This window comes from Pseudomonas crudilactis, assembly GCF_013433315.1.
GTDB classification, from domain to species: domain Bacteria; phylum Pseudomonadota; class Gammaproteobacteria; order Pseudomonadales; family Pseudomonadaceae; genus Aquipseudomonas; species Aquipseudomonas crudilactis.
In genome coordinates this window covers 106,315-120,979 of record NZ_WXVV01000006.1, presented here as the reverse complement: position 1 = coordinate 120,979, position 14,665 = coordinate 106,315, and the positions used below count along the sequence as shown (strand labels likewise).

The window sequence follows — 14,665 nt, the reverse complement described above, 5'->3', positions numbered from 1 at the left end:
AATCCGATGCGTGTGTGGTTTTTGAGTGCTGGCCTGGCCTTGATGTGCATGGCCCAGAACGCAGCGGCGGGTACTGTCCTGATCGTTGGCGATAGTATCAGCGCCGGTTTCGGACTGGATACCCGCTTGGGGTGGGTGTCGTTGCTCGAACAACGGCTCAAACAGGAGGGTTTCGACGACAAAGTGGTCAATGCCTCGATCAGCGGCGACACCAGTGCCGGAGGCCAGGCGCGGCTGCCGGCGCTGCTTGCAGAGCATAAGCCGGAACTGGTGATCCTCGAACTCGGCGGCAACGATGGCTTGCGCGGAATGCCGCCAACTCAATTGCAACAAAATCTTGCCTCGATGATCGACAGCTCCCGCCAGAGCGGTGCCAAGGTGCTGTTGCTCGGCATGCAATTGCCGCCCAACTACGGCAAGCGTTACACCGATGCCTTTGCCGAGGTGTACGGCAAACTCGCTGACGATAAAAAGATCCCGCTGGTACCGTTTTTCCTCGACGGCGTGGGCGGTCATCCGGACCTGATGCAGGCCGATGGTCTGCACCCGGCGGCCGGGGCTCAGGGCAAGTTGCTGGAAAATGTCTGGCCGACGCTAAAACCGCTGTTATGAGGCTTTTCTAAGGGCAGGCTTTCGGCTAATGTGGCGCCCCCTTATTTGGAGCCCCCGATGTCGCGTTCTGCCTGGTCCCTGTTTGCCTACCAACTGATCGAGCCTGACGAGCAGCTGGATCTGTTCGCCTGCCAGGAAGTGCGGGTGCATCTGGTGACGCGGCAACTCGAACTCGGTGGCTCGGCTGATCGTACCCTGTGCGGCAGCCTGCTGCCGGCGCAACCGCGCTGGTCGAGCGTGGATCGTCGGGTGTTTCAGGATCAGCGCCTGTGTTCGTTGTGCCGGGCGATTCTGGAATCGCAGAAGCGTGGGACTTCGCCGATCTGGCCGGAGCTGCGTTTCGAGCTCTGATTCTGTGGGAGCCGAGCTTGCTCGCGAAGAGGCCATGTCAGTTAACATTTTCGGCGACTGACCCACCGCTTTCGCGAGCAAGCTCGCTCCCACCTGGAACACCTTGTCGCCTGCATAGGGGTGATCTCCCCGAATATTCAAAGTGCGGTGTACAATCGCGCTCTTATACCCTTGTTGATCATGCGAAGGATTTTCCGGATGTTGCCGCGCTTTCCTGCCGTCACCCGCTGCCTGTCACTTGCCGCCCTGTGTGTGGCCGGTCCCGTTGCTGCATTGGAGTTTCCCCTGCCACCACCCGGTGAAGACATCATCGGCCAGGTGCAGGTGATCAAAGCCAAGTACGAAGACACCTTCGCCGATCTGGGTACGAAGTACGATCTGGGATACTCGGAGATGGTCGCGGCCAACCCGGGCGTCGATGCCTGGTTACCGGGCGCCGGCACCGAAATCGTCTTGCCGACCCGTTTCATTCTGCCGCCGGGCCCGCGTGAAGGCATCGTCATCAACCTTGCCGAATACCGCCTCTACTACTTCCCGAAAGGCCGCAACGTGGTGTACACGTTCCCGTTGGGTATCGGTCGTGAGGGTTGGGGTTCACCGATCGCACACACCTCGATCACCGCCAAAACGCCTAACCCGACCTGGACGCCTCCCGCGTCGATCAAGGCTGAACACGCCGCTGATGGCGATCCTCTGCCAAACGTAGTACCGGCCGGCCCGGACAACCCGTTGGGCCCGTTCAAGTTCACTCTGGGTACGCCGGGCTACCTGATTCACGGTTCGAACAAGAAGTTCGGTATCGGCATGCGCACCAGCCACGGCTGCTTCCGCATGTTCAACAACAACGTACTGGAAATGGCCAGCATGGTCCCGGTCGGGACGTCGGTGCGTATCCTCAACGATGCGTACAAGTTCGGCAGCAGTGGCGGCAAGGTTTATCTGGAAGCGCACACGCCGATCGACGACAAGGGCAACCCTTCGGTGGTCGACAAGCACACTGCAGTGATCAACGCGATGCTCAAGCGTGAAGACGTCACCAGCAACCTGCGCGTGAACTGGGATGTGGTGCGTGATGTGGTCGCGGCCGAAGATGGTCTGCCAACGGAAATCGGCACGCCGAATACTTCGGCACCGATTGTTGCCAATACACCGATCGACCTTCAGCAGTAAGTCGTACCCCGGAACCCGCCGATGCGTGAAGCGTCGGCGGGTTTTTTATTGCCTGAACAAAACGGTGGGCAATAAAAAAGCCGACCCGATAAATCGGGCCGGCTCGATAACAATCCCGAGGGATTATTACTTGCGGCTAGCTTTGTCCAGCATGCGCAGAGCACGCTCGTTAGCTTCGTCAGCAGTCTGTTGTGCTTTTTGAGCAGCAGCCAGAGCTTCATCAGCTTTACGGTAAGCTTCGTCTGCACGAGCCTGGGAGCGAGCAGCTGCGTCTTCAGTAGCGGTCAGACGTGCTTCGGTTTCTTTCGATGCGCTGCTGCAACCGGTAGCCAGAACTGCGGCCAGAGCCAGAGCAGAGAATTTCAGAACGTTGTTCATCGTGTTCCCCTTCAAGGACTTTCAATTAAGTGGCTGTCTCCTCACGATTGAGGAAATAGCCGGCGTACATACTACCCATTACTTGTAGTAAGTAAACTGACGTAAGGCAAGAAGCAAAAAAAATTGTAGGCGTTGATTCTTTTTCGAGCAACTTTTAACTGCGCTGCTTAAAAAATACCCAGCTGCAAGCCCCGAGCTGAGCGAGTTAATGAGAAAAAGTTCCCGTTGCCACGTGCTGTTTTTGCAGTCTTGGCTAAAGTCTGTCTAGATGAATTCGTCCACACTTTTGTTCCGATTTTGCGCGCTGCTTCGCTTATCTTTGTGCATGTTGAGGTGACTTTAAAAAAGGCTGCACGTCTTAAGTCTCAACATCCGGCAATGTTCAGGTGAGTGGTCCGGGAAGATCTTCTCCCCAATCACCTCTGCGTCCATCGGAGCAACCCCCGTCAACCCGCTTGATGACGAGCGTACCTTGAGCATTTTTGCCAATGGTGCCTACTATTTATCAGGTGCCAGGTTGCGCGAGATCGGTGTGGCTCTTCTCGGTGTCCATCAGGCACGGGGTGGCGTAGATGTTCCTTCGCCGGAAAAACATCGGTAAGGTAGGGGTCAGAATTCAAGACCCGCGAGGAGTAGTGATGAGCGAGGCGTTGTCCATCCACCATGACCAGGCTGGTCATCAGTTCGAGACCAATGTGGACGGTCATCGTGCCTACCTGACCTATATGGATCTGGGAAAACAGACCCTGGATATCTATCGCACGTTTGTGCCCAACGCCCTGCGTGGCCGTGGCATTGCCGCAGCGCTGACCGAGAGTGCGTTGCAGTACGCCGAAGAGATGGGTTACACGGTGATCCCGTCATGCTCTTACGTCGAGCGCTACATGGAGCGCCATCAGCGCCGCGCCGCCAAGATCTGAATCGCACACAGAAAAACGCCGGGCATTGCCCGGCGTTTTTTTATGCCTGTAAAACGTGTATCAGCTGCGCTGGCGCTTCGGCAACACGTCCTTGAGCTTGGCGTGCATGCTGCGCAGGGTGTTCTCGGTGGCGGACCAGTCGATGCAGGCATCGGTGATCGACACGCCGTATTGCAGGTCGGCGAGGTCTTTCGGAATCGCCTGGCAACCCCAGTTCAGGTGACTTTCGACCATCAGGCCGATGATCGACTGGTTGCCTTCGAGGATCTGGTTGGCGACGTTTTCCATCACCAGCGGTTGCAGGGCCGGGTCCTTGTTGGAGTTGGCGTGGCTGCAATCGACCATGATGTTCGGCTTGATCTTCGCCTTGTCCAGCGCCTGTTCGCACAGGGCAACGCTGACCGAATCGTAGTTCGGCTTGCCGTTACCACCGCGCAGCACCACGTGACCGTAGGCGTTGCCTTTGGTGGTGACGATCGACACGCCACCTTCCTGGTTGATGCCGAGGAAGCGGTGCGGGCTGGAGACCGATTGCAGAGCGTTGATCGCCACGGTCAGGCCGCCGTCGGTGCCGTTCTTGAAGCCGACGGCCGAGGACAGGCCGGAGGCCATTTCCCGGTGAGTCTGCGATTCAGTGGTACGAGCGCCGATGGCCGACCAGCTGATCAGGTCCTGCAGGTACTGCGGGGAGATCGGGTCGAGGGCTTCGGTCGCGGTCGGCAGGCCTTTTTCGGCCAGATCCAGCAGCAACTGACGACCGATGTGCAGACCGTCCTGGATCTTGAACGAGTCGTCCAGATACGGATCGTTGATCAGGCCTTTCCAGCCGACGGTGGTGCGTGGCTTCTCGAAATACACGCGCATGACCAGATACAGAGTGTCGGAGACCTCCGCAGCCAGCACCTTGAGGCGATCGGCGTATTCGTGGGCAGCCTTGATGTCGTGGATCGAGCACGGGCCGATCACTACGAACAGACGGTGGTCGGTGCCATCAAGAATGTTGCGAATGACTTCGCGGCCCTTGGTGACGGTGCGCAGGGCAGCATCGCTCAGAGGGATATCACGCTTGAGCTGATCGGGAGTGATCAGGGTCTCGTTAGAGGCGACGTTTAGGTCGTTGATCGGTAAATCAGCCATCGTTTACTCGTCAGGTCACGGGTGCCGGCCGCCAGCGATCCCCGCGCGGCGGAGCACAGCAGATTTAAGCGCGTCGGGGAGCGGAACCTTAGCGCGTAAAGCGCCTGCTCGACAATGGGCAAAAGGTGCTTTAGTCCAGCGCTGGCTGCGCAAAAGCCTTGCGCACGCTGTCGTGGGAGAACTCGTCGGCGTGTTGCTCGACCCATTGCAGGGCCACCGCCTGAATTTCTTGCAGGTCATCGTGGGTGTCATGCATGCGGCAATAGCGCTCTATCTGACACACCTGCTCACCCATTCGCGCACTGAACAGCGTCTGCTCATCGGTGAAGGCGATGCCCACCAGGTAGCCTTTTTTGCGCCGCAGGCACCACGCCACATAGCCCGGATAACAGATGTCGGCGTTGAGTGACGGCATGCGCACTTGCAGCGCTGTGCCATGGCGCCAGGCACGGTGGTAATTGCAAGCGATGCCGCCGAGGCTGATAGTGTGCAGCTGTTGCCTGGAAATACACTCAGGCTTGAGCAAGGTTAATTCAACCGGCACCTCGTCCGGATGAGGAATGAAACGTCCCATGAGCACAGACTCCCTGTGTCGGCCATTTGACATTGTTTCCCCCAGTATAGTGGTCGAATCCGAACTGACCGATTTCGACGCCGATCAACGGCTATTGGCGATGAGCGGCGTTTCGCTGGTGATTTTCACCAGTGTCGGTTGCGCCAGTTGCCGTTATGCCCGCGAAGTGTTGCCGGATATGGCGTTGGCCATCGATCGCCTGTGCTGGATCGATGCCGGCGACAACGGCGGGTTGGTGGAGCGCTATCAGGTCTTTCATTTGCCGGCGCTGTTTGTGGTGCGCGACGGCGAGTTCTTTGGGGCATTGCACACGCGCCTGACGGCCGCTGCGCTGAACGCAGCGCTGGCGCAGGCACTGGGTCGAATTGCAGAGGAGTTGCCATGATGGGGGTAGTGAATAAACCGGTCGTAGGAATTATCGGCACCGGCGCGATTGGTGGTTTTTACGGTGTGATGCTGGCGCGTGCCGGTTTCGACGTGCACTTTCTGTTGCGCAGCGAGTTTTCGGCAGTGGCTGAGCGTGGTTTGCAAATCAACAGCGCGGTGCATGGCCCGCTGACGTTGCATCCAGCGCAGGCCTATTCGTCCGCCGAAGACATGCCCAAGTGCGACTGGCTGCTGGTGGGCGCAAAAACCACCAGCAACGCTGATCTGGCGCCGGCAATCATTCAAGCCGCCAAGCCGGATGCGAAAGTGCTGTTGCTGCAAAACGGTCTGGATGTCGAAGACAGTTTGCGTGCGCTGTTGCCTGATTCGCTGCATTTGCTCGGCGGTCTGTGCCTGATCTGCGTGCATCGCGAGGGGCCGGGGCTGGTGACGCATGAGGCGCTCGGCGCAGTCAACGTCGGTTATCACAGCGGTTCGGCCATTGATGATGTCGCGCGCATGGCGATCGTCGAGGAGGGCGCAGAGCTGTTCCGTACCGCCGGTCTTGATTCGCAAGCGATGCCCAATCTGCACCAGGCGCGCTGGCAAAAACTGGTCTGGAATATCCCTTACAACGGTCTCTCGGTATTGCTCGGCGCGGGCACCATGCCGCTGATGGCAGATGCCGACAGCCGCGCGCACATCCAGGCATTGATGGCCGAAGTAGTTGAGGGCGCCAAAGCCTGCGGCCACGACATGCCGCCCGGTTACGCCGGGTTTCTGTTCACGATGACCGAGGAAATGCCTGACTACTGGCCGAGCATGTACCACGATTTTTTACACAAGCGTCCGCTGGAACTCGAAGCGATCTACGCTCGACCACTGGCGGCAGCGAAAGCGGCAGGCTGTGAATTGCCGCGTATCGAAGCGTTGTACCGCAATCTGGGATTCATCGACCGACGCAACGTCTGAGTCGGTTTTGAGAAAATTAGAAAGGTATGGAGCTACCGCGCCTGCCACAGCCCACATCGCGAATGGCTTTACGAAAATTCATCTTGACGTGTCGCTGATGTCACCAGCAGCGATGTAGGTGATGGTTCCGCAGGACAGGTAGTGGACTGCGCTGATCGGCAGTCACGGATGCCCCAGTCATCCCATTGCTACTTTATCCTGCTCATGAGTTCGCAGCGTTGGTCGCCTCAGCTAACGCAAATCCCAACCTAGGTCGTGGCAGGTTTGATAGCGCTGGTTCAGAGGGGGCTGAAACTGAAGATGAAGCCTAAGCAAACCTTTTTAAATAATCAACATTCACCTACCATGCCAATGTCTTGAACTGTTTTTAGGGGACGTGCTTTGCTGCTAACTGATTCTGAGATACGAACAGCTGAACTCTCTGGGGAAATAATTTTTGGCGGAGATTTCAATTATAAACAGATTCAATCATCTTCTGTCGATCTGACTGTCGGGGGGATATATGTTCCTGAAAAACTAAAAGATATCAGTAAGGTTCAGCGTTTCTCTGATTTGGCGGCGCATCAGTGTAATATTGATCCGGGAGAAACTATTATTATTGAGTTGGCGGAAGAGGTGCAGTTAAGTAAGGATATTGGGGGGATACTTTTACCGCCAAATTCGTTGACAAAAAATGGTATAATTATGACCAATCCAGGTCATATAGATCCAGGGTACAGCGGGAAGCTCACTGTTTGCCTCATAAACATGGGTAAATATGCAATTACAATGGAGTCGCGGTCTGTCGTTGCGACGCTACTTCTTTTCAGGCTGAACTCTCATTCTTCCGGATATCAGAAAGGTGCAGGTGGAGGGGCTAATCTAACACAGCTGTCCAGGCTGTCGAAAGATTTTGCCAATATGTCGGAAAGGTCTTATGGTTATATAAAGAAAGCTATATGGGCCCATTTCGCTACTGCTCTTACCTTCGTATCATTGGTGATCGCTGTACTGGCTATTGCTGTTCCGGGTGTGGCTACGGTTTTAACAAATGTATTAGAATCGAAGCATAGTGAGTCCAAAAATGGTGAAGCAATCAAAAAATTGGAAGAGCAAGTAAAGTTTTTACAAGGCCAACTGGAAAAGAGACCATTAAACTCAGGCGCATCTGCAGCATCTGCAGCATCTGCAGCATCTGCAGCACCAGCACCAGCACCAGCACCAGCACCAGCACCAGCACCAGCACCAGCACCAGCAATTGAAGATAAGGTGGCAAAATGAAAATCTCAAGCCCTCACGTGAGATGCATTGCGAAAACACTTCCTGACTTTGATGTGATTCAAGAGTTTTTAGATTCTGAAAGTGTGGTTTGGAAAAAAAGCCATGAGTCTAAAGGTAGCGATGATTTAGTCGAGTTTTCCGGGCGCGTTTGCTATATGTCGTTTGGCGAGCGTCAGTCTCCTAGAAGCAATCAAGAATACATACTTAATCTAATTGATAGCGGTCACGGCAGTGTGCTTGAGCACGTGAATTGGACGTTTATAGCTTCAGGTGTCTCGCGAGGTTTCACTCACCAATTAGTAAGGCATCGAGCCGGTTTTTCATATAGTCAGCTTTCACAACAGTATTATGATGAGTCTGACGCGGATTTTGTTGCGCCTCCATCGCTAAAGAAAGACACGGCTCTATACAAGAAGTGGCTTAAGGCGATGACTTCCTCTCTCGAACTGTACAGGGAACTCATACAGAGCGCCCAAAAAATGTCTATAAGTAGCGCTTTGTCCAATAAGGAAAAGCTACGCGAACTAAGAACGACTGCGCGATCGATACTTCCAAATGCCATTGAGACTAAGATAGTTTTCACGGCGAATGCCAGGGCTATAAGAAACTTTCTAATTGCAAGGGGCGCAATCGAAGGTGATTGGGAAATGCGAGATGTATCAAGTCAAATTCTAAAAATCGTAAAAAAGGACGCGCCTTCGCTCTTTCAAGATTTCGAGAAGGTGACCTTAGCTGACGGAAGTAGTTTGGTTAACAAAGTGAAATAGTAATTCTAGGCACCTCTTTAGCATCGAGATTGAGGTGCGCAGTTCGTATCCCCATCTGAAAGTTTTTGGTTGTGACCTGTTTCTTTCCGCGTTCGGCACCGGCGCACGAGCGGGTCATTCGCACCTTGCGCGAGTGGGACATTCGTCTCGACGAGTCACTGTTTCTCGGTGGACTGACCAAGTCGGCGTTTCTCGAAGCGTTTGCTGCCGACGTGTTTTTCGACGATCAGGCCGGCCACTGCGAACTCGCCCGCGAAGTGGTCGCCACCGGTCACGTGCCTCACGGCATCAGCAATGAGCCGTCCATCTAAAGCCCTGTGCTTCAAGACGTTGCGCTGCACGTCGTACTCGCCAAGGCACTGCTAAGCTGAATCAAATCTCCGCCATTGTTGGCTTGCGAGGAGGTCATATGATTCGTTCGATGCTGTATGCCACTGACCTCGGTCTGTACGCACCGTTAGTGATGCAGCATGCCTTGGCGTTGGCGCGAACGTTCAATGCCGATTTGTATGTGGTGCACGCGGTGGAGCCGATGGGGCTGTTTGCCGAATCGGTGTTGCAAAGTTATCTGGACGAGCAGGCATTGAACGAATTTCACAGCCAGGGTCTGAAAACTGTCATTGCCAATATCGAGCAGCGGGTGCTGGACAGTTTTCGCGAAGAACTCGGGGATGAAGGTGAGCAGGATCTGCAGCGGATTCGCGCGGTGCGCGTGCTGCAGGGCGATCCGTCACAGGTGATCCTCGACCAGGTGCAGAAACTCTCTGTCGATCTGCTGATCGTCGGCAGTCACAGCCACGGGGTAGGCGCGGAAACGCCGTTGGGGCGCACGGCGGCGCGGGTCCTGCAATTGGCCAAGGTGCCGGTTTATCTGGTGCCGCTAGTGGAGCGTCGGCGGCGGGAGGATCGCTGAAGCAGGAATAATGGCGCCTTGACAAAAAAGTTCTAGATTTATTCGTCAAACCATTAATATAGTTATATACCGTCGCTGATGCCCGTGGCGTCTACCTGCTTTGAGGGATACATATGAAGCTTCAACAATTGCGCTACATCTGGGAAGTGGCGCACCACGACCTCAACGTTTCCGCTACAGCCCAAAGCCTTTACACCTCGCAACCGGGCATCAGTAAACAAATCCGCCTGCTGGAAGATGAACTCGGCGTCGAAGTGTTTGCCCGCAGTGGCAAGCACCTGACCCGCGTGACCCCGGCCGGCGAGCGCATCATCACCACCGCCGGTGAGATTCTGCGCAAGGTCGAAAGCATCAAGCAGATCGCCCAGGAATTCTCCAACGAGAAAAAAGGCACCCTGTCGATCGCCACCACCCATACCCAGGCACGTTATGCGCTGCCACCGGTGATCAGCAATTTCATCAAGCAATACCCGGACGTGGCGCTGCACATGCATCAGGGCTCGCCGATGCAGATCGCCGAAATGGCTGCTGACGGCACCGTCGATTTCGCCATTGCCACCGAAGCGCTGGAACTGTTCGGCGATCTGGTGATGATGCCGTGCTACCGCTGGAACCGTTGCGTGGTCGTGCCGCAGGGCCACCCGCTGACCAAGCTGCCGAAGCTGACCCTCGAAGCCCTGGCCGAATACCCGATCGTGACTTACGTGTTCGGTTTCACCGGTCGCTCGAAACTCGACGAGGCCTTCAGTCATCGCGGTCTGACGCCGAAAGTGGTGTTCACTGCGGCCGACGCCGACGTGATCAAGACTTACGTGCGCCTGGGCCTGGGTGTGGGCATCGTCGCTAAAATGGCGGTCGACACCAAACTCGACAACGACCTGGTGGTGCTGGATGCCAGCGAGTTGTTTGAATCGAGCATCACCAAAATCGGCTTCCGTCGTGGCACCTTCCTGCGTGGTTTCATGTGCGACTTCATCGAGAAGTTCGCCCCGCACCTGACTCGCGAAGTGATGGCCAAAGCCATCCAGTGCCACAACAAGCAGGAACTGGAAGAACTGTTTGACGGCGTCGAACTGCCGGTTCACTGATCAGTTGTTTCAGAGCACCTCGGTGACAGCGAACTGTTGCCGGGTGCCCGCCACCAGAATCTCCACCTCATCGCCTTCGCACTTGCCCAGCAGACCTTTGCCCAGCGGTGAGCGCGGGGTGATGACGGTAATCGGCTGACCGACCACATCGACTTTCAGGCCTGCCGCATCCGGCGCCAGAAACAGCCATTGCTCACGTCCCTTTTCGTCTTCCAGGCCGAGCAGGGCGCCGACTTCGATACCGCGATTCTCGTCATAGGCCCGCAGCGTCAGGTTTTGGCACAGCGCCAGTGACTGACGGATTTCCTCGACCCTTTTTGCCTGACCCGCTGCCAGATACGACGCTTCCAGACCCAGCGTGTCGTACTTGTTTTCAGCGATGTTTTCTTCGTGCGTCGCGGTTTCGTAAGCGGTTTGCGCGGCGCGTTCGGCGATGTCGAGGTCGATGCGCAGTTTGTCGAGAATCAGTTGGTGGACGATGTGCTTGTTCATGATCAATCGCAGAATTGCAGAACGTTGGCGCGGCTCTTTTCGCTCGGCGCGGTTTGATCCTGTTGCAGCCAGAACTGACACTTTGGATTCGACAGATTACGCGTGCTGCCGCGCGCCTGATCCAGCCGTGCCTGCTGCTCGTTCTTGCGCAGATTTTCCTCGTATTGCTGGAACAACGGGCTCTGCGGTGGAATATCCGGCTGCACCTGAACAGCCGCCGGCGGATTGGCCAGTTGCTGCACCGCTTGGGCAGCCGGTGCCAGTTGTTCTTTGAACAGGAAATGAGAAAACAGCCAGCAGGTCAGTGCAATGGCAAGGAAGCCCAGCCACATACCCAAGGCAATGCTGCCGGTCAGATGCAGCGCGCTAAGCTGAACGGGCAACGGGCGACGCGGGTTGGGACGATAGGGCATGGCTGCCTCCTGGCGGATGATTGCGGGCAAGTGGCGATTGTCGCACGAAGATTAATCGCCGTCGGCTCTTCTGCGCGAGGTCATTTATGCGGACAATCGATGCTTTTGCCAACGGGAGTCTTGAATGCCGCAATTGAAAACCCGCTGGGATATTTTCTGTACCGTCGTCGACAACTTTGGTGACATCGGTGTGACCTGGCGCCTGGCCCGGCAACTGGCGGCCGAACATGGTCTGGCGGTGCGCCTGTGGGTCGATGATCTGCGCGCATTCGAGCGTATTTGCCCCGAGATCGATAGCAACGCGGCACAGCAATGCCAGCAGGAAGTCGAAGTGCGCCACTGGCCGGCCGAGTGGTCGCACACTGACGCCGCCGATGTGGTGATCGCCGCGTTTGCCTGTCAGTTACCCGGTGATTACATGGACGCGATGGCCGCGCGCGAACAGCCACCGCTGTGGATGAACCTCGACTATCTCAGCGCCGAAGACTGGGTGATCGGTTGCCACGGGTTGCCGTCGGTCAAATACAAAAACGTGCAGAAAATCTTCTTCTTTCCAGGCTTTCAGCCGGGTACTGGCGGGCTGTTGCGTGAGCGCGGATTGCTCGAGCAGCGTCGGCAATTTCAGCGGGATGCCAAGGCTCAGCGCCAGTTCCTGCAAAGTCTCGGGATCGATCCTGCGCCTGACGCCCAGCTGATTTCGCTGTTTGCCTACGAGAATGCCGGGTTGGCCAGTTGGCTGGACGTTTTGGCGGCGGACGCTGTGCCGACCCATCTGCTGGTGCCGGAAGGGCGGATTCTTGGCGATGTCGCACGCTGGCTCGGCGTGGAAACACTGGCGGTCGGCGCGATACATGAACGCCAGTCGCTGACTGTGCAGGTATTGCCGTTCGTCCGTCAGGATCAATATGACCACTTGCTCTGGTGCTGCGATTTCAACGCGGTGCGCGGTGAGGACTCATTCGTCCGCGCGCAATGGGCGGGGCGGCCGATGCTCTGGCACATCTATCAGCAGGACGAAGACATCCATCTGGACAAGCTCGACGCCTTCCTTGCGCTCTACACGAAAAGCCTGTCGCCGGACGCTGCCGAGGCGATGAACGGTCTCTGGCGGGCCTGGAGTGCCGGTCAACCCATCGGCGAACACTGGCTCGCGGCTCGTAATCATTGGCCAGAACTGCAGGAAAATGCCGAAAAATGGTGTCTGGAACAAGGCTTGCAGGCCGATCTTGCCGCAGCGCTGGTACAGTTTTACCTAAATTGGATATGATATGCGGCCTAGATTTTTGTAAATCCCATCCAAATTCGGATATTCGCAATGAAAACTGGTAAAGAACTGAAACCCGGTACCGTGATCCGTCTCGAGAACGATCCTTGGCTGGTTCAGAAAGCTGAATTCACCAAGTCGGGCCGTAACAGCGCGATCATGAAGACCAAGCTGAAAAACCTGCTGACCGGTTACAAGACCGAGATCGTTTACAGCGCTGACGACAAACTGGACGACGTAATCCTCGACCGCAAAGAAGCGACCCTGTCCTTCATCAGCGGCGACACCTACACGTTCATGGACACCACTGACTACACCATGTACGAGCTGAACGCTGAAGACATCGAAGCCGTTCTGCCTTTCGTTGAAGAAGGCATGACCGATGTTTGCGAAGCGATCTTCTTCGAAGAGCGTCTGGTTTCCGTAGAACTGCCGACCACCATCGTGCGCGTAGTTGACTACACCGAAGGTTCGGCTCGTGGCGACACTTCCGGCAAAGTCATGAAGCCAGCCAAGCTGGCCAACGGTACTGAGCTGCAAGTTGCTGACTTCATCGAAATCGGTGACAAGATCGAAATCGACACCCGCGAAGGCGGTTCCTACAAAGGCCGTGCCAAATAAGCATCGGTTTTTGCGGAAAGAAAAAGCCCGACCATTGAGTCGGGCTTTTTTGTGCCTGCATTTTGCGCTCCACACCTATCCCCTGTGGGAGCGAGCCTGGTTTCAGACGGTGGTGTGCAGACGCACATCGACGTTGCCACGGGTGGCGTTGGAGTACGGGCAAACCTGGTGAGCCGCATCGACCAGCGCTTGCGCATCGGCTTGTTCCAGACCCGGAAGGCTGATATGCAGATCGATGTCCAGACCGAAGCCGCCAGGAATCTGGCCGATGCCGACGTGGGCGGTGATCGAGGCATCGTCAGGGATTTTGCGTTTGGTCTGGCTGGCGACGAATTTCAGTGCGCCGATGAAGCAGGCCGAGTAGCCGGCAGCGAACAGTTGCTCAGGGTTGGTCGCCGCGCCGCCGGCACCGCCGAGTTCTTTCGGGGTGGCGAGTTTGACGTCGAGGATGTTGTCGCTGGAGATCGCACGACCATCACGGCCGCCAGTGGAGGTTGCGATTGCGGTGTAGAGAGTTTGCATGGTGTGAGCCTCATTGGGTGTGATTGTGTGCGCTAATTGTTTGCGCGCTAAGTAAGTGCCAGATGAATGTATCGCGCAAATATTTTGCGCGCAATATAAATTTTTGAGAAATCTGCGTTTCGACAAAAAGATGGTTATTGAGGGCGGGCTGTAAGGCTTGATTTAGAGCGGATTGCGCGGTACGTCAGGTGTTGAAAATATTTCGCTGACGATGAAATCCCTGTGGGAGCGAGCCTGCTCGCGAATGGGATGTCCCATTCAACAAACAGGTTGGCTGACAGATCGCATTCGCGAGCAGGCTCGCTCCCACAGGGGACAGTATTGGTTTTAGATCAGGCTTTCTTGTAGATGGCTGCGCAGCGCCTGCAACTCCGCTTGCAGCTTTTGCAGCCGTTCCAGAGTGAAGCCGCTGGCGCCGAGGATGCATTGCGGAACGGTCTGGGCTTTTTCTTTCAGCGCTCGGCCTTGCTCGGTCAGCTCGACAATCACCACGCGCTCATCGTCACGGCTGCGCGTGCGGCTGAGCAACCCTTCGCCTTCCAGGCGTTTGAGCAGCGGAGTCAGCGATCCGGGATCCGTCAGCAACCGCGAGCTGATTTCTCCGACGGTCAAACCATCCTTCTCCCACAACACCATCATCGCCAGGTACTGCGGATAGGTCAGGTTCAAGGCTTGCAGCAAAGGCTTGTAGACCTTGGTCATCATCAGTGAGGTGGAATGCAGGGCGAAGCACGCCTGGTTATCCAGCAGCAGGTCGTCGCAGGTGTCGCGTACTGAAGTCATGTCAAAAGCCTTGTTCGGTAATGGTCATGAATCTAGCGCTCGAATCTTTAATGCGCCAGATA

At 56.1% G+C, this 14,665-nt stretch carries 19 protein-coding genes and 1 pseudogene; 13 read left to right on the top strand and 7 right to left on the bottom strand.

Annotated elements, in window-relative coordinates; genetic code table 11:
- Positions 1–6 precede the first annotated feature (6 nt).
- From GTU76_RS08690 to GTU76_RS08680, 3 genes are all read left to right on the top strand, one after another.
- Positions 7–612 carry an arylesterase gene (locus GTU76_RS08690; RefSeq protein ID WP_016985507.1) on the top strand — a complete coding sequence of 202 codons (606 nt, stop codon included), beginning with the start codon at positions 7–9 and terminating at the stop codon, positions 610–612.
- A gap of 57 nt (positions 613–669) precedes the next feature.
- On the top strand, positions 670–963 hold the full coding sequence (locus GTU76_RS08685; protein ID WP_007908575.1) for a hypothetical protein: 294 nt from the start codon (positions 670–672) through the stop codon (positions 961–963).
- A 198-nt stretch (positions 964–1,161) separates the two neighbouring features.
- On the top strand, positions 1,162–2,133 hold the full coding sequence (locus GTU76_RS08680) for a L,D-transpeptidase family protein (protein ID WP_016985506.1): 972 nt from the start codon (positions 1,162–1,164) through the stop codon (positions 2,131–2,133).
- Between the two features lie 126 nt (positions 2,134–2,259).
- Here GTU76_RS08680 and oprI read toward each other — a convergent pair whose 3' ends face one another.
- Positions 2,260–2,511 (bottom strand): outer membrane lipoprotei OprI, encoded by a 252-nt coding sequence (oprI, locus tag GTU76_RS08675; RefSeq protein WP_003199355.1) that lies wholly within the window; start codon positions 2,509–2,511, stop codon positions 2,260–2,262.
- 638 nt (positions 2,512–3,149) lie between these two features.
- Between oprI and GTU76_RS08670 the strand changes: the two genes are divergently transcribed.
- Positions 3,150–3,431, top strand: a complete 282-nt coding sequence (locus tag GTU76_RS08670) for a GNAT family N-acetyltransferase (RefSeq protein ID WP_003226804.1) — start codon at positions 3,150–3,152, stop codon at positions 3,429–3,431.
- A 60-nt stretch (positions 3,432–3,491) separates the two neighbouring features.
- On the opposite strand, the gene GTU76_RS08665 is transcribed toward GTU76_RS08670, so the two are convergent.
- Both GTU76_RS08665 and GTU76_RS08660 read right to left on the bottom strand, forming a co-directional pair.
- Positions 3,492–4,568 (bottom strand): 3-deoxy-7-phosphoheptulonate synthase, encoded by a 1,077-nt coding sequence (locus GTU76_RS08665; protein ID WP_016985505.1) that lies wholly within the window; start codon positions 4,566–4,568, stop codon positions 3,492–3,494.
- Between the two features lie 130 nt (positions 4,569–4,698).
- Positions 4,699–5,142 (bottom strand): PilZ domain-containing protein, encoded by a 444-nt coding sequence (locus GTU76_RS08660; RefSeq protein WP_016985504.1) that lies wholly within the window; start codon positions 5,140–5,142, stop codon positions 4,699–4,701.
- Here GTU76_RS08660 and GTU76_RS08655 point away from each other — a divergent pair.
- The 7 genes and pseudogenes from GTU76_RS08655 (at position 5,141) to cysB (ending at position 10,508) form a co-directional block, all read left to right on the top strand.
- Positions 5,141–5,527 (top strand): thioredoxin family protein, encoded by a 387-nt coding sequence (locus GTU76_RS08655; protein WP_016985503.1) that lies wholly within the window; start codon positions 5,141–5,143, stop codon positions 5,525–5,527. The two genes, GTU76_RS08660 and GTU76_RS08655, sit on opposite strands and share 2 nt — an antisense overlap.
- Positions 5,524–6,480: a putative 2-dehydropantoate 2-reductase gene (locus GTU76_RS08650; protein WP_180698440.1), complete on the top strand. Its 957-nt coding sequence runs from the start codon at positions 5,524–5,526 to the stop codon at positions 6,478–6,480. The genes GTU76_RS08655 and GTU76_RS08650 overlap by 4 nt, the downstream gene beginning before the upstream one ends.
- Positions 6,481–6,861: 381 nt before the next feature.
- Positions 6,862–7,740, top strand: a complete 879-nt coding sequence (locus GTU76_RS08645; RefSeq protein ID WP_180698439.1) for a dCTP deaminase — start codon at positions 6,862–6,864, stop codon at positions 7,738–7,740.
- Complete coding sequence (gene thyX, locus GTU76_RS08640; RefSeq protein ID WP_180698438.1) at positions 7,737–8,507, top strand: FAD-dependent thymidylate synthase; 771 nt, start codon at positions 7,737–7,739, stop codon at positions 8,505–8,507. Before GTU76_RS08645 ends, thyX begins: the two co-directional genes overlap by 4 nt.
- 89 nt (positions 8,508–8,596) lie before the next feature.
- A pseudogene (locus GTU76_RS08635) lies at positions 8,597–8,818 on the top strand (5'-nucleotidase); the annotation flags it as partial.
- 98 nt (positions 8,819–8,916) lie between these two features.
- Positions 8,917–9,420, top strand: coding sequence for a universal stress protein (locus GTU76_RS08630; RefSeq protein WP_016985500.1), 504 nt, complete (start codon positions 8,917–8,919; stop codon positions 9,418–9,420).
- 113 nt (positions 9,421–9,533) lie between these two features.
- On the top strand, positions 9,534–10,508 hold the full coding sequence (gene cysB / locus GTU76_RS08625) for an HTH-type transcriptional regulator CysB (protein WP_007908591.1): 975 nt from the start codon (positions 9,534–9,536) through the stop codon (positions 10,506–10,508).
- A gap of 9 nt (positions 10,509–10,517) precedes the next feature.
- On the opposite strand, the gene GTU76_RS08620 is transcribed toward cysB, so the two are convergent.
- Together GTU76_RS08620 and GTU76_RS08615 are read right to left on the bottom strand one after the other, a co-directional pair.
- The gene (locus GTU76_RS08620) at positions 10,518–11,000 is read right to left on the bottom strand and encodes a GreA/GreB family elongation factor (protein WP_034155245.1); all 483 of its coding nucleotides are present in this window, start codon (positions 10,998–11,000) and stop codon (positions 10,518–10,520) included.
- A gap of 2 nt (positions 11,001–11,002) precedes the next feature.
- Positions 11,003–11,413 carry a hypothetical protein gene (locus GTU76_RS08615; RefSeq protein ID WP_175553563.1) on the bottom strand — a complete coding sequence of 137 codons (411 nt, stop codon included), beginning with the start codon at positions 11,411–11,413 and terminating at the stop codon, positions 11,003–11,005.
- Positions 11,414–11,537: 124 nt separating this feature from the next.
- Here GTU76_RS08615 and earP point away from each other — a divergent pair, with 124 nt between their 5' ends.
- Positions 11,538–12,680 (top strand): elongation factor P maturation arginine rhamnosyltransferase EarP, encoded by a 1,143-nt coding sequence (gene earP / locus GTU76_RS08610; RefSeq protein ID WP_180698437.1) that lies wholly within the window; start codon positions 11,538–11,540, stop codon positions 12,678–12,680.
- 48 nt (positions 12,681–12,728) lie between these two features.
- On the top strand, positions 12,729–13,298 hold the full coding sequence (locus GTU76_RS08605) for an elongation factor P (RefSeq protein WP_007908599.1): 570 nt from the start codon (positions 12,729–12,731) through the stop codon (positions 13,296–13,298).
- Between the two features lie 102 nt (positions 13,299–13,400).
- On the opposite strand, the gene GTU76_RS08600 is transcribed toward GTU76_RS08605, so the two are convergent.
- Positions 13,401–13,820 (bottom strand): organic hydroperoxide resistance protein, encoded by a 420-nt coding sequence (locus GTU76_RS08600; protein WP_016985496.1) that lies wholly within the window; start codon positions 13,818–13,820, stop codon positions 13,401–13,403.
- A 327-nt stretch (positions 13,821–14,147) separates the two neighbouring features.
- Positions 14,148–14,603, bottom strand: coding sequence for a MarR family winged helix-turn-helix transcriptional regulator (locus GTU76_RS08595; RefSeq protein WP_180698436.1), 456 nt, complete (start codon positions 14,601–14,603; stop codon positions 14,148–14,150).
- Positions 14,604–14,665 lie beyond the last annotated feature (62 nt).

What these genes read in the sequence shown, in the direction of transcription:
- GTU76_RS08690 (WP_016985507.1), top strand. Translation starts at nt 7, where the DNA reads ATGCGTGTGTGGTTTTTGAGTGCTGGCCTGGCCTTGATGTGCATGGCC.
- GTU76_RS08685 (WP_007908575.1), top strand. Translation starts at nt 670, where the DNA reads ATGTCGCGTTCTGCCTGGTCCCTGTTTGCCTACCAACTGATCGAGCCT.
- GTU76_RS08680 (WP_016985506.1), top strand. Translation starts at nt 1,162, where the DNA reads ATGTTGCCGCGCTTTCCTGCCGTCACCCGCTGCCTGTCACTTGCCGCC.
- oprI (WP_003199355.1), bottom strand. Translation starts at nt 2,511, where the DNA reads ATGAACAACGTTCTGAAATTCTCTGCTCTGGCTCTGGCCGCAGTTCTG.
- GTU76_RS08670 (WP_003226804.1), top strand. Translation starts at nt 3,150, where the DNA reads ATGAGCGAGGCGTTGTCCATCCACCATGACCAGGCTGGTCATCAGTTC.
- GTU76_RS08665 (WP_016985505.1), bottom strand. Translation starts at nt 4,568, where the DNA reads ATGGCTGATTTACCGATCAACGACCTAAACGTCGCCTCTAACGAGACC.
- GTU76_RS08655 (WP_016985503.1), top strand. Translation starts at nt 5,141, where the DNA reads ATGAGCACAGACTCCCTGTGTCGGCCATTTGACATTGTTTCCCCCAGT.
- GTU76_RS08660 (WP_016985504.1), bottom strand. Translation starts at nt 5,142, where the DNA reads ATGGGACGTTTCATTCCTCATCCGGACGAGGTGCCGGTTGAATTAACC.
- GTU76_RS08650 (WP_180698440.1), top strand. Translation starts at nt 5,524, where the DNA reads ATGATGGGGGTAGTGAATAAACCGGTCGTAGGAATTATCGGCACCGGC.
- thyX (WP_180698438.1), top strand. Translation starts at nt 7,737, where the DNA reads ATGAAAATCTCAAGCCCTCACGTGAGATGCATTGCGAAAACACTTCCT.
- GTU76_RS08630 (WP_016985500.1), top strand. Translation starts at nt 8,917, where the DNA reads ATGATTCGTTCGATGCTGTATGCCACTGACCTCGGTCTGTACGCACCG.
- cysB (WP_007908591.1), top strand. Translation starts at nt 9,534, where the DNA reads ATGAAGCTTCAACAATTGCGCTACATCTGGGAAGTGGCGCACCACGAC.
- GTU76_RS08620 (WP_034155245.1), bottom strand. Translation starts at nt 11,000, where the DNA reads ATGAACAAGCACATCGTCCACCAACTGATTCTCGACAAACTGCGCATC.
- GTU76_RS08615 (WP_175553563.1), bottom strand. Translation starts at nt 11,413, where the DNA reads ATGCCCTATCGTCCCAACCCGCGTCGCCCGTTGCCCGTTCAGCTTAGC.
- earP (WP_180698437.1), top strand. Translation starts at nt 11,538, where the DNA reads ATGCCGCAATTGAAAACCCGCTGGGATATTTTCTGTACCGTCGTCGAC.
- GTU76_RS08605 (WP_007908599.1), top strand. Translation starts at nt 12,729, where the DNA reads ATGAAAACTGGTAAAGAACTGAAACCCGGTACCGTGATCCGTCTCGAG.
- GTU76_RS08600 (WP_016985496.1), bottom strand. Translation starts at nt 13,820, where the DNA reads ATGCAAACTCTCTACACCGCAATCGCAACCTCCACTGGCGGCCGTGAT.
- GTU76_RS08595 (WP_180698436.1), bottom strand. Translation starts at nt 14,603, where the DNA reads ATGACTTCAGTACGCGACACCTGCGACGACCTGCTGCTGGATAACCAG.